Source organism: Pseudomonas sp. HK3 (assembly GCF_052920985.1).
In genome coordinates this window covers 391,016-403,849 of record NZ_JBREXD010000003.1, presented here as the reverse complement: position 1 = coordinate 403,849, position 12,834 = coordinate 391,016, and the positions used below count along the sequence as shown (strand labels likewise).

Genomic DNA, 12,834 nt, shown 5'->3' with positions numbered 1-12,834 from the left:
TCCAAACCAGCCGCAAAACGCGGCGTTAGGCTTCAAGGAAGTAAACCTATGGTATCTCTATTAGAACACCCAGATTCACAAGAACTCTTTGATCGTACCTATTCTTTATTAATGTTTGAAGCAGACAGGGGCTGCGTTTTGTTGGGAGTATCTTTATTGGATGAAGAACTGACTAAACTTTTTAAGTCTTTATTGCCAGAGGATACTAGTAATAAACGAAAAAAAGAAATCTTTGATGGAAAGGGTGCCTTTGGAAATTTATCTGCAAAATTAGATATCGCACATGTTTGTAATATTCTTCCTGTAGACTTAGTGAATTGTATCCATCGTTTAAATAAGCTTAGAAATGATTTGGCACACCAAGCTTCCCCTTTTTCAATTGATGAAAACTTAGAACTTATATTTGAAATATTTAGTAAAACAAAAGGTAATCTTGCGGCTGGAATTGTGCATATGTCGGGAGATTTTGTTTACGGGCAGTTTATTAAAAAAGTAATGGAAACAGATCATCCCACAGATGAAGGAAGGAAACTTTTTGATTCGCAAGAAGAGGCTGTTTCTTATTTAGAAAAAAATGATCAGGTGAAAACGAAATTATCAGAACAAAGAATTAAAACTATGTTTGCAATAGGAATTGCTAGTCTTGGAGCCATTATCATTCTTCATAGGGAAAAAATGATAGATCAGATTGCAAGTAAAGCCTAACAATACGCTGAAAGGCATTACGGCCAAAAAGACGGCCTCCATTGGACGTGCTAGACGCACGCCCGTTAGCTAAAGCGTTATATTTCACTGAATGTCTGGGTTATGAGTTATGAATAAAGAACTAGTAAATGTGTCAAAGTACCTTAGCTTCCTTCTTAGGCATAAACCTGAGTCAATTGGTCTGGAATTAGATGATAGCGGCTGGGCTTCAATTCAAGAGTTAATTGAAAAGACTACTGAGTACTCATTAACCCCAGAACTTCTTAAAGTTGTAGTTGAAACTAATGATAAACAGCGATTTGTGATTAGCGACGATAGTGGGCTTATACGAGCGAATCAAGGGCATTCAATTAATGTCGATTTAGGTCTAAAGACTATAGAGCCTCCAGTTTTCCTTGTGCATGGAACCGCTGACAAATTCTTATCATTGATTGAGTCACAAGGATTAGTGAAAGGTAAGCGCCATCATGTTCACCTTACTGAATCGGTTGCAGTTGCTAAGTCAGTAGGAAGCCGGTATGGAAAGCCAGTTATCTTGAAGATTGATGCCGCTAAAATGCAAAAAGAAGGCTATGAATTCTTTAAAACGCCAAACAATGTTTGGCTAGTAGATCATGTGCCAATCAAATATATAGAAATATAACAAACAGTTGCAAGCGACACATTTTATTACGCCGTTTTTGTGCATGTGTCGCAGGCTCCAATTATTGCACAAAAACGCTACATAAAATGTGCGCCTGAACTGGGCGTTAGAGAAAGGTTTATGTTTAAATTTCCAGATACAGAAAAAAAATTGAAAACAAAGATATCGAGTTATCGTTCTGCCTTAAGGAAAGAAAAAAAAGAACACGACTTCATAAGTGATGGATCAGGTAAAAGGTATCTTTTATTCAGTCTGTATTTTCTTTTAGATGATGCAAATAAATCAAAAGAGTATTTTGACTGGTATATCGAAGAATTTCCTGATTGTGCAGGTGAGCCATTTCAAAATCTCTGCTGGGCTATTAGCCTGTTTAGAATGCAAAGCTTAGATGAGGCCAGAATGAAGCTTGCTGAGACAATGCTATCAAATCTTTACCTGCTTCCTGAATTAATCGGAAATCCAGAGAAGAAAGAGCATGATATTTGGCATTCAAGTAATTTTGATGAGCTTAGCTATATTTCTTACTTACCTGAAGAGATTAGAAACAACATCAAGGAAGAAGAAATATCTTGGTTAAAACAAGAATTTGAGTCATTTGATTTTCGTCGCATTAAAAAGAAATATATAATAATTTACAATAAAATGAACACAGAAAAAGATGTCAAAGAAAGAGGTAAGCTACTTAAAGAGTCTGTATCTTTGCTTGACACTATAAAATGCAGCTAACAAGCCCCTACAATCTGACTCTGCAAACTGTCACTTGTTTTGCTACGCAGTTGAGGGCAGCGTTGAGGCTGTAGAAAAACCTCAGCGCAAAAATAAAACGGGCTCTACGTTAAATTTGAAGAAAGTTTAATGGTCAAACCTATACAGATTTTAAACTGAGGAGCATTTTTAGGGTGATTTTTGTCCTATTTTTAAAATTTAATATTGGCTGTGAGTTTTTCTACAGTCTCGTTAGCAGTAAGACCCGATTTGTTTATTACCGGCTCTACCACTACACCAGTGCCAGACAAGATGGAATTATCTGCTTCAGTAGGGAATTATTATGAGCTAAGTTAGCCCATTGAAAGTAGTGGAACCCTTACTCTTCTAATAAAACTCGATAAGCTAAGTAACGGCACTAATTGGGCACCGGGAGCGATGATCAGTTTCGCTAAGGGTGGATATGAGAATACGCTAATTTTTACTGTTTACCAAAAACAAGAATCGGATAGGTTTTTAACCGCTGGCTATCGTTGTGCGGTGAATGATAAAGATGTGTTCTTTAGAGGTCTAGCAACAACTTATCCCATTGGTAGCTCAGTAGAGCTAGTGGTAAATTGGAGTGTTGATTCTGGGTTCCATTTCACTTTTTCCGGTCAGCCAGAAATAACGTTTAAGCCAGATTTTCAGGTAGACAAAGTCCTTTACTCTATTTCATCTGGTTCAGGCGTCATCGAAAAAATATGAAACGGCTAACAAGGTGTTCAATCTACTTTAGGAATCAATGGTATATGCCTTTACCAATGAACCTATTCTTTAACGTATTTTTTGGGTTTACTTTAGTCATCCTTTTACGACTCTTTGGATCGCTAGCGGCAGTGAACGCATAGATTCTTACTTGAAGGAAACTAACAAAGGTAAAAAATGGGTAAATCATAACCTAATTGCAAGTGACGCTCTCCGACCCATTTCAGATATTATCATTTACCCAGTTGGCTCGTCGTAATGCGAAAATCTATCGTTTGAGAAAAACAGAATTTTAGTTATCCAATATAAAATAGTAATGAGTATGAGCATGGTTGGTATCCCCACAATGAGTAACAGCTGTTCTCCCTGCATGCTCTTGATATTAGTGCCCATCATTTTTACGATTTTGTCAGTGAATGCTAATGCCGCCCATGCCAGTGAAAAGCCAATGCGCCAGACATGGCGAATAATGCGTTGAGTGCCAGAAAGTCCTGAATGGTAAAGGTTACGGGTGTCCCCTAATGCAAGCAGAATCGACAAACCACCCCACACCAGATAGGCAGTGGGCGCCTGTACCTCATGCGAACCTATACTGATAAAAAATGCAGTAATGGCGAAACCAATAACCCATATCAAAGCAGTTACTTCCATCAGGCCAGTTTCATTCTTTTTATGATGCACCGTTAACCAGGCGGTAAATACGGTATACAGGACAATTGCCCCCAGCATCATGTCATCGATGGAGTTTTTGAGGTAGGCGACTGCAATAGCCGAAACCAGCATGACCACCATGGATACCGTAAACCAGGAGCCTGCTTTCTTATGTCGTGCACTGCCTTTCTTAGCGAACATGGCAAGAACGGCTGCTATCAAGGCGATCGTTCCCGCGGGGGTATGTACTGCCCAAGCAATGATATCTTTCATAGGTAAAATCTCTGGTAAAAGTTTGCTTAAAACTGAATGGCTGACGTTAATTAGTTGGCATTCAACTTCTTGACCGCCATGTACCCGTATTGCGAATGGCTATGCTCTTGGGCCAGAAATTGGTAAAGGGTATTCGCTGTCTCGATCTCATTCATCTCCTCATAGGTCATTGCTTTTAAATAGGTCAATTCCGCTCTCGTTTCAGCCGGCATGACCTCTGCATTCTCTGCCTGTGAAATCAGCGCCAAAGTACGATCGTATTGCTGACGATCATAGTGTTTATATGCTTCAGAAATGGAGGCTGTTTGAATCAAACTCGAACATGCGCCGAGCAACAGTATTACTACTAGTAGTGCAATGGTAGGTAGTTTCATGACTATCAATCCTGTTAGCGTGATTTAAGGTCGGCAATACTACCAATGCATTAATAAAAGCAATAGAATGAAATTTAGACTTCAGGTATGCATATTTGTATGGATTGGAAATCAATAACATTCGACTGGAACCGTGCCCGGGCTTTTTTGGTGACGGCGGAAGAGGGCTCTTTGGCTGCTGCAGCGCGGTCGATGGGAATGACGCAACCTACCTTAGGGCGACAAGTGGCGGCGCTTGAGAGTGAAATAGGTTTTGATCTATTCTCCCGGCGAGGTCGAGGCCTAGAATTAACACCTAATGGCATTAAATTATTAGAACATGTGCGACTGATGGGGGATGCCGCCAATCAGTTCTCTTTATCCGCTTCTGGTAAATCAGATGTCATCGAAGGTGACGTAAGTATCACCGCTTCCGAGCTTTTTTCCATATTTGTGCTGCCACCCATTATCAAGACGCTACGGGAAGTGGAGCCTGGCATTGAGATCAACATACACTCAACTAACGAAGAGCGAGATCTCAATCGAAGAGAGGCTGATATAGCTATCCGGAGTGTTCGTCCAACACAGCCAGAATTAATTGCAAAAAAATTGGGTAGTGTTCAAGGTCATCTCTACGCAGCCAAAAGCTATCTGCAGCGACTGGGAAACCCTCCATCAATCGATGAGCTAAATAAGGCTAACTTTATTGACACTGAGAACCCCGGTCGTCTCATGCAGTTGCTTAATACTCAGGGGCTTTCCCTAAGCAAGAAAAATTTCCCAGTCATTTCAAACAGTCATATTGTTCAGTGGGAATTGGTTAAACGAGGAGTGGCAATTAGTGCCACAATAGAAGCAATTGGCGATCACGAGCCGCTGGTTGAGCGTGTCGTCATCTCCGATCTCCCCTTGATTACCATAGACCTATGGTTAGTTACCCATAATGAGTTGAGAACCAATCGTCGAATCAGACGTGTATTTGATTTCTTAGTATCGGAGTTTGCTTGTGATTAGACTGGCTAGGAGTGACCGTTACTAGTTGATTATTGGCGTTCAAGCTAACATTTTGATCGTCCGCTTTTAGGGCCTCTTTAAAAATGTAGTGGTACAGTGATTTTGGCCACCTAAATAGAGGTGATATCATCACCTCATAAGTATCTTAGGTGACATATGAGTAAGCAAGGTAGAAAGCATTTTACACCCGAATTTCGTTTAGAAGTTGCACAACTAATCGTTGATAAAAATTATTCTGTACGCGAAGCTGCTGAGTTAATGAATGTCGGTAAATCCACCGTCGATAAGTGGGCAAGACAGCTCAAACTTGAACGTGATGGTGGAATACCAGCAGCATCCCCAATGACCCCTGATCAAATCAAAATTCGTGAGCTGGAAAAGAGAATTAAAGACATTGAAGAAGAGAAAGAAATCCTAAAAAAGGCTACCGCTCTCTTGATGTCGGACTCGATGAGAGGTTCTCGTTAGTCCAGAAGCTGAAAGAGAGCTACGCCGTTACGAAGCTATGCAATGTATTTGAAGTGTATCGCAGTAGTTTTAAATATTGGTTAAGTCACCCAGAAAAACTTACCTCTAAAACGATTGAGTTGCATAGTAGAATTCGGGAAATGTTCAGGCTAAGTAACGGCTCTGCGGGCGCTAGAACAATCAGTACGATGGTGACTCAATCAGGTATTAAATTAAGCCGCTACAGGGCAAGAAAAGCCATGCAGTACTTGGATTTAATTAGCAAACAACCTTTTGCGCCGAAGTACAAGAAAGCAAATAACGAGCACCTTGCAGTGCCCAATTTACTTAATCGCCAGTTTAATGTGGCCGCACCTAATCAAGTTTGGTGTGGTGATGTCACTTATGTTTGGATCGGGAAAAGATGGGCTTATTTAGCTGTGGTAATGGATTTATACGCCCGCAAGCTAATTGGCTGGGCGCTCTCATTATCGCCAGATAGTCAGTTAACCAGTAAAGCTTTACAACATGCCTATGAAAGCCGAGGGCAACCTAAAGGAGTGATGTTCCATTCCGATCAAGGTATGCATTACACCAGTAGAAAGTTTAGGCAAACACTATGGCGCTGCCAGATAAAACAAAGCATGAGTCGTCGAGGTAATTGCTGGGATAATGCACCAATGGAGCGATTTTTTAGAAGCTTAAAAACAGAATGGATGCCGAAATATGGGTATAGCAATTTTGCTGAGGCTGAATATTCGATAACAAATTATATCGCAGGTTATTATTCTCAGTTGAGACCACACCAGCATAATAATGGGAAGACTCCAAATGAGGCAGAAGGATTATTCTTTCAAGCCTCTTAAACTGTGGCCAGATTTACTTGACCACTACAAAACGTATGTTTAAAAAATAATTGAAATATCACGTTATGAAGAAAGACTGGGTCATTGGTTGTTTGCATGAAGGCAACTATTAACAACTATTAAGACACTCATAGTAATTAATCATCAAAAAATAAAAGGATTATAATTTTTTGTATAGCTGATGCCAGTGCTCAATGACGCATTCGAAAGACAAGTTATCAGCTGCTTTTTTATTAATGTGTAAAACTACATGGTAGTGATTTGACAGATGGCATAGGCGGCGACATCAATCATAAAAAATTGAGCTTGTTTTAATACTTCATTCTCAAGCCAAGCGCGGCGATGTTCGTAGCTTTCGTTCGTTGTAAAATCCACACCACATAGAAAGGCTTTACGCACGCAGCGTGATACGCAGTGATAGTAGGACGTGGCGTCTAAACAAACCTGCTCTTTTCTTGGCTTGGGCATAATATTTTCTTTAACGAGATCATCTATTTAAAGGCTGGATGGTTAAATACGAATAAGGTTTTAAATGACGAACGAATGTAGATTTAGACATGGACGGACTAGGCATATTTTCTTATTTTCTTAGTATGAATATCTTGGTTAATATTATAAACGCGAATATAGGTCTAACGATTAGTTGAAGTGCATATATTCCAATATAAAAAACCCTAAATTGCACTATATATCTGTAATGAACAGCTTTCTTAGAACGTTAGATTATTTTAAATTTGTGTTGCCTTTGACTTTTCATACCCTCAATCGTGATTTACTTTTCAATTGTACCCAATAGAAATAGGCCTTAATAAGCTAAATAATTAGCAGAGTTATTTCTAATGGAAAGATTGTTCTGAAAGACGAGGAGACATAAAAATGAAAGGATTTATAACAGGACTGCTCATGCTAAGCACGACATGTAGCTGGGCAACCATTTGCGAAGATGCAGTGCCTCTGCATACAGAAGCCAATAATTACATTATTGATGAATCATCTAATTACTTAATGGATCATTACCGAGGATGGCAAGTGTTTGATAATAATCCATCCACCATGTGGCTCTCTGGAGGATTTGTCGACGATGCGTGGGTGCGATATTTTTTCAATCAACCTACACAAGTAGATCAATATACAATTCATTTTACGAATGGTACCGTCACCACACGAGCGCCAAAAGACTGGGAGCTACAAGCATTCAACGGCGCCAGTTGGGTGCCTGTCGATATTCGGCAAAATGAAACTAACTGGCAGTCCAGTGAAAAACGTTCCTATGCAGTCGCGAATCCAGGTAGCTATTCTCAATACAGGCTGTATGTCTTTGATGACAATGATGACCGCCCCAATATAGTCGTGCTGTCCATTGGAGAACTAGAACTGCGTACGTGCAGCTGTACAGAAACCGAGCGCAAAGTACCTTATTTGACCGATGCATCCCCACAGCTTAATGCTTCTAGTCATTACTCAAGCTATTACCCTTGGCTCGCCTTCGATGATAACTTATCCACCTTTTGGCTATCTGCTGTCTATCCCAGCATTACCACTATCGAATATGATTTACAGCAAGCCACCGAGATAGTGGAATATACATTAACCTACGCAAACGGTTCGATCACTTCACGAGCCCCAAAATCATTCGAACTACAAGGCTGGAATGGATACCAATGGCTGCAACTGGACTACAGAGAAAATCAAACAAACTGGCAAGGATTTGAATCCAGAACCTACGCCGTCACATATCCTGGTAGCTACTCAAAATACCGTGTCTATTTTACTGAGGACAACGATGCTCGGGCACCCATCGTGATGCTTTCATTGAGCGACATTGCGTTAATGAGCTGCGCAAACTAGCGTAAAAAAATGCCTCAACTCGTGTGAGTTGAGGCCTTATTCGATTAATTAATATTCAACCCAAACAGAATCAAACTCAGCAGTAGTCCGTTTAAATCATTGGAAAACTAAATAAGAAAAAAACTAAATATGACACTCATGTTTAAAAAATCAAATATTTGAAAAATAATTGATAGAGTTATTAAACATTAATTGAAATATCATGTTATGAAGAAAATACCTAAAAACCTGATTTTTAGGTATAGCAGTATCCATATTGTGGGTATGAAAATAGTGAGTTTTATTTCTAAGTTAGTTGTCGTGATTAGCGTTTCTTGTTGTGGGCTTGTGCAAGCAAATGATATGGGTGGGTGCTCAAAAGTAGTATCAGTTGGTGGGGGTGGGGTTACGATAAGGCATACAGAAAGCAATTTGTTTTATGGCGTAAATTATTCAATATCAGAAAAGGACTCTGATTACAGTAATAGAGGAACCGAACATGATTTAACGATAACAATTGGTCGAAGGTTTTATTTGAATGATAATGAAATAAGAAACTTTATTGATGGTGGATTGAGTATATCTCATGAACTTTCCGATAACGATGCACGTTCTTATCGACTTTTTGCAGGATATGGCATAGAGAAATTTATATCTGAGGCCATTAGTATTGGTGGCTCTGTTGGTGTTCATCTTAGTTACTATGATGGTAGAAGCTATAATCGTACAAGCCTATCGGTACCATCTGGTAATCTTTTTATGAGTTACTACTTTAATTGATGCTTGGATCAGGGGTTTCTATTTTATTTAGAAACCCCAGTGCTAGAGATTAACAATTGGGGTTATAAGGTGTTTAAATTATTTTTGAGTATAATTTGAAATTACATTACCCGCATACCCGGCTGGGCACCTTCGTGAGGTTCAAGTAACCAAAGCTCATTACCACCAGGGCCTGCCGCTAAAACCATGCCTTCTGAAATGCCGAATTTCATTTTGCGTGGTTTTAGGTTGGCGACCATCACCGTTAATTTTCCGGTTAGATCTTCTGGGTTGTAGGCGGCTTTAATGCCTGAGAATACGTTACGTGTTTTGCCTTCACCAATGTCCAATGTGAGTTGCAGTAACTTACCGGCGCCTTTTACGTAATCGGCTGAAACAATTTTAGCGATACGTAAATCAGTTTTTGCAAAGTCATCAAATTCGATTTCATCTGCTAATGGTTCGCTCAGGCTAGCTGCACTTTCAGTTGCAGGGTTTGCAGCCGCTTCTGCTTCGGCGTCGGCTTTTTCAGCTTCAACAATGGCGTCTACTTTGTCTTTTTCGATGCGGTTCATCAATGCTTTAAACTTGGTAATTTCATGGTCAAGCAAAGGGGCTTTGCGCGAATCCCAATTTAAGTCATCAACCTGTAAGAACTGCGCAACGCTTGCGCTTAAGTTTGGCAGTACCGGTGTAAGGTAGGTTACGAGTTGGCGGAACAAGTTAATACCCAGTGAGCAAATGCCTAATACTTCGGCTTCTTTGCCTTCTTGCTTGGCCAGTGCCCAAGGCTCTTTCTCGTGAATGTATTCGTTTGCGATATCGGCAAGGGCGATAATTTCACGGATGGCTTTGCTGTACTCACGGTCTTCAAAATATTGTGCGATCACATCACCTTTGGCCACGGCATCTTCAAGGATGTGCGCGTCTGGCAATTCAGCTGCTAACTTACCACCGGATTTTTTCACAAAGCCCGCACAACGTGAGGCAATGTTGATGACCTTGCCGATTAGGTCGGAGTTTACGCGCTGGGAGAAATCATCAAGGTTCAAATCGAAGTCATCAACGCGGTTGTTCAGTTTGGCAGCGTAGTAATAACGTAAGTACTCTGCATCTAACTGATTCAAGTAGGTACGGGCTTTAATGAACGTGCCACGAGACTTAGACATCTTAGCGCCGTTCACCGTTACATAGCCGTGTGCCCAAACCGCACTTGGTGTACGGAAGCCAGCACTGTGTAGCATGGCTGGCCAGAACAAGGCGTGAAAGTTGATGATGTCTTTACCAATGAAGTGATACACCTCGGTGTCGCTGCCTGGTTTCCAGTAGTCGTCGAACTCTAAATCGGTGCGCTCGCATAATTGCTTGAAGCTGGCCATGTAGCCGATAGGCGCGTCTAACCAAACGTAAAAGTATTTGCCTGGCGCGTTAGGAATTTCAAAACCAAAGTAAGGAGCGTCACGGCTGATGTCCCATTCTTGTAGGCCGCTGTCTAGCCATTCGGCGAGTTTGTTGGCCACTTCGTTTTGTAAGGTGCCAGAGCGGGTCCAGTCTTTTAGGAAAGCTTGGAATTCAGGTAGTTTAAAAAAGAAGTGTTCGGATTCTTTTTCAACAGGTGTTGCGCCTGACATAACCGATTTAGGGTTGATAAGCTCGGCTGCGTTGTAGGTTGCGCCACAGTTTTCACAGTTATCGCCATATTGGTCGGGTGTTTTGCATTTAGGACAATCGCCTTTTACGTAGCGGTCGGCTAAGAACATTTCTTTTTCTGGGTCGAATAGCTGCTTAATACCGCGTACCGCAATATGGCCGTTTTCAAATAGTTTGTTGTAAATCAGGCTTGAAATCTCACGGTTTTCTTCGCTATGGGTTGAACCGTAGTTATCAAATTTAATTGAAAAATCGGCGAAGTCTTTTTCGTGGTCCGCTTGTACGGCCGCGATTTGTTCTTCTGGAGTAACGCCCATTTTTTCAGCGCGTAGCATGATGGCGGTGCCGTGTGCGTCATCAGCGCATACGTAGCTGCATTGATTGCCACGGGATTGCTGAAAGCGCACCCAGATATCGGTTTGAATGTATTCCAGCATGTGGCCTAAATGGATAGGGCCGTTGGCATAAGGAAGGGCGCTGGTTACAAGGATCCGACGGGTAGACATAAGATGAGTTCTCAGGGTAAATCGTTTAAATATAATAGCGGCGCATAATAGCAGGGTTTACGCAGAGTCTGTAGTGGCTACAGGCCTGATTTGAATCGGTAAAAACCAAAGTTATGGGCAAAGGGAGTGGCAGTTAAGGGCTGCCATCCGTGTCAGGTGGCAGCTTAGTGTGTTTATCGCGCAATTACTTTTGAACGAAAACCATGATACCAGCCACAAGAGACAGGGCACCGCTTACTAAGTGGTCGTATTTGAAGCTAAGGTCGGCTACTTCCATTAATCCATTTAATACTAAAAAGGCGCCTAATAATGCAATCCATAATTTCATCGATGTCTCCTGATTGATCTTATTGTGGTGTTTTAGGTTATGCCCTTGATTGTGGCGTGTCTAGCAAGAGTCCTTTTGTGGCTTATCGATCGGTTAAGTGTGTTGCGTGCGTCACACTTTGTTTACAGTGACCTGCGTCTTTTAAAAATGTAAAATCCGACCCAGTTACTAGGTTATTGTTTGGGAAGGTTTATATGTCTGAGTTTCAAACGGCTATTGAAGATGCCATAAAGGGTTACCACGACCCATATTTGAATATGGATTTATTTGCGGCGGGTGCGGTAAAACGTATCGAAGTGATTGGTGATAAAGCCGAAGTCGATATTCAATTGGCTTACCCAAGTGAGCACCTAAAAAATGGCATTTCACAAATGTTGCAATATGCCATTGAAAACATAGAGGGCATTAACGACTCGCAAGTGAATATCAGCTGGGAAGTGACATCCCATAAAGCCCATGAGAATTTAGCGAGCATCGCTAATGTGAAGAATATTATTGCGGTGGCGTCTGGTAAGGGTGGTGTGGGCAAATCGACAACGGCTGTGAACTTGGCGTTAGCGCTTGCGGCAGACGGCGCGCGCGTTGGCTTGTTGGATGCGGATATCTATGGCCCGTCAGTGGGTATGCTTCTAGGGGTTAAAGAAGGCACCCGCCCAGAAACCGAGCAAGAGAAGTTCTTTAAGCCGGTGGTTGCTTGCGGGATTCAATCTATGTCGATGGCATACTTGGTAAATGACAATACCCCTATGGTATGGCGTGGCCCTATGGTGAGTGGCGCGTTACAGCAGCTCATTACCCAGACGCTATGGGACGACTTGGATTACTTGATTGTCGATATGCCGCCGGGCACCGGTGATATTCAGTTAACCTTAAGTCAAAAGGTGCCTGTTTCTGCATCGGTAGTCGTGACAACCCCGCAAGACATTGCACTGCTGGATGCCAAAAAAGGCATTGAGATGTTCCGTAAGGTGAATATCCCTGTGTTGGGCGTAGTAGAAAATATGTCGATGCATATTTGCGGTAATTGCGGGCATGCTGAGCACATATTTGGTGAGGGCGGTGGTGATAGAATTGCAGAGGAGTTTAATACTCAATTACTAGGGGCGTTGCCGTTATCAAAGTATATTCGCGAGCAGTCTGATAGTGGTTTGCCGGTTGTCGCGGATGACCCTGATTCTGAGGTATCGACCATGTATCGCAGTGTGGCGCGTAACATGGCAGCAAGTTTAAGTTTGCTAAGCAGTGATGTTGTTCCTGCGATTCAAATCTCAGACGATTGATTGCCTTTTAAAGGGCAGCCTATGTGAAACTGGGCTGCTTTATTTTTATTGTTAACGCATGTGTGCCCGATGTTTGTAGT

Annotated in this window: 14 protein-coding genes; 9 read left to right on the top strand and 5 right to left on the bottom strand. The window is 41.6% G+C overall.

Features of this window, described 5'->3' with window-relative positions:
• Positions 1 to 48 precede the first annotated feature (48 nt).
• From ACU6U9_RS17270 to ACU6U9_RS17255, 4 genes are all read left to right on the top strand, one after another.
• Positions 49 to 705: a hypothetical protein gene (locus ACU6U9_RS17270; RefSeq protein WP_446736244.1), complete on the top strand. Its 657-nt coding sequence runs from the start codon at positions 49 to 51 to the stop codon at positions 703 to 705.
• A 109-nt stretch (positions 706 to 814) separates the two neighbouring features.
• Entirely contained in the window at positions 815 to 1,348 is a 534-nt protein-coding gene (locus tag ACU6U9_RS17265; RefSeq protein WP_446736243.1) for an RNA 2'-phosphotransferase, read from the top strand.
• 120 nt (positions 1,349 to 1,468) lie between these two features.
• The gene (locus ACU6U9_RS17260; RefSeq protein ID WP_446736242.1) at positions 1,469 to 2,074 is read left to right on the top strand and encodes a hypothetical protein; all 606 of its coding nucleotides are present in this window, start codon (positions 1,469 to 1,471) and stop codon (positions 2,072 to 2,074) included.
• A 417-nt stretch (positions 2,075 to 2,491) separates the two neighbouring features.
• A complete protein-coding gene (locus ACU6U9_RS17255) occupies positions 2,492 to 2,800 on the top strand; it encodes a hypothetical protein (protein WP_446736241.1) in 309 nt (102 codons plus the stop codon).
• Between the two features lie 237 nt (positions 2,801 to 3,037).
• Here ACU6U9_RS17255 and ACU6U9_RS17250 read toward each other — a convergent pair whose 3' ends face one another.
• Together ACU6U9_RS17250 and ACU6U9_RS17245 are read right to left on the bottom strand one after the other, a co-directional pair.
• Positions 3,038 to 3,724 carry a hypothetical protein gene (locus ACU6U9_RS17250; protein WP_446736240.1) on the bottom strand — a complete coding sequence of 229 codons (687 nt, stop codon included), beginning with the start codon at positions 3,722 to 3,724 and terminating at the stop codon, positions 3,038 to 3,040.
• A 50-nt stretch (positions 3,725 to 3,774) separates the two neighbouring features.
• On the bottom strand, positions 3,775 to 4,098 hold the full coding sequence (locus ACU6U9_RS17245) for a hypothetical protein (protein ID WP_446736239.1): 324 nt from the start codon (positions 4,096 to 4,098) through the stop codon (positions 3,775 to 3,777).
• A gap of 99 nt (positions 4,099 to 4,197) precedes the next feature.
• Here ACU6U9_RS17245 and ACU6U9_RS17240 point away from each other — a divergent pair, with 99 nt between their 5' ends.
• Together ACU6U9_RS17240 and ACU6U9_RS17235 are read left to right on the top strand one after the other, a co-directional pair.
• Positions 4,198 to 5,091 carry a LysR family transcriptional regulator gene (locus ACU6U9_RS17240; protein WP_446736238.1) on the top strand — a complete coding sequence of 298 codons (894 nt, stop codon included), beginning with the start codon at positions 4,198 to 4,200 and terminating at the stop codon, positions 5,089 to 5,091.
• A 156-nt stretch (positions 5,092 to 5,247) separates the two neighbouring features.
• Positions 5,248 to 6,404, top strand: a protein-coding gene (locus tag ACU6U9_RS17235; RefSeq protein WP_446736237.1) for an IS3 family transposase whose coding sequence is annotated in 2 segments (ribosomal slippage) — positions 5,248 to 5,506 and positions 5,506 to 6,404 — 1,158 coding nt in all. Because the reading frame shifts where the segments join, the coding sequence is not laid out codon by codon here.
• 246 nt (positions 6,405 to 6,650) lie between these two features.
• Here the strand turns inward: ACU6U9_RS17235 and ACU6U9_RS17230 are convergent.
• Positions 6,651 to 6,872: a hypothetical protein gene (locus ACU6U9_RS17230; protein ID WP_446736236.1), complete on the bottom strand. Its 222-nt coding sequence runs from the start codon at positions 6,870 to 6,872 to the stop codon at positions 6,651 to 6,653.
• A 408-nt stretch (positions 6,873 to 7,280) separates the two neighbouring features.
• Here ACU6U9_RS17230 and ACU6U9_RS17225 point away from each other — a divergent pair, with 408 nt between their 5' ends.
• Both ACU6U9_RS17225 and ACU6U9_RS17220 read left to right on the top strand, forming a co-directional pair.
• Positions 7,281 to 8,252 carry a discoidin domain-containing protein gene (locus tag ACU6U9_RS17225; RefSeq protein WP_446736235.1) on the top strand — a complete coding sequence of 324 codons (972 nt, stop codon included), beginning with the start codon at positions 7,281 to 7,283 and terminating at the stop codon, positions 8,250 to 8,252.
• A 207-nt stretch (positions 8,253 to 8,459) separates the two neighbouring features.
• Positions 8,460 to 9,011 carry a hypothetical protein gene (locus ACU6U9_RS17220; protein WP_446736234.1) on the top strand — a complete coding sequence of 184 codons (552 nt, stop codon included), beginning with the start codon at positions 8,460 to 8,462 and terminating at the stop codon, positions 9,009 to 9,011.
• A 101-nt stretch (positions 9,012 to 9,112) separates the two neighbouring features.
• Here the strand turns inward: ACU6U9_RS17220 and metG are convergent, their stop codons facing one another.
• Positions 9,113 to 11,146, bottom strand: coding sequence for a methionine--tRNA ligase (gene metG / locus ACU6U9_RS17215; protein WP_446736233.1), 2,034 nt, complete (start codon positions 11,144 to 11,146; stop codon positions 9,113 to 9,115).
• A gap of 184 nt (positions 11,147 to 11,330) precedes the next feature.
• Positions 11,331 to 11,474 carry a hypothetical protein gene (locus ACU6U9_RS17210; protein WP_446736232.1) on the bottom strand — a complete coding sequence of 48 codons (144 nt, stop codon included), beginning with the start codon at positions 11,472 to 11,474 and terminating at the stop codon, positions 11,331 to 11,333.
• Between the two features lie 194 nt (positions 11,475 to 11,668).
• Between ACU6U9_RS17210 and apbC the strand changes: the two genes are divergently transcribed.
• Positions 11,669 to 12,754 (top strand): iron-sulfur cluster carrier protein ApbC, encoded by a 1,086-nt coding sequence (gene apbC / locus ACU6U9_RS17205; protein WP_446736231.1) that lies wholly within the window; start codon positions 11,669 to 11,671, stop codon positions 12,752 to 12,754.
• Positions 12,755 to 12,834 lie beyond the last annotated feature (80 nt).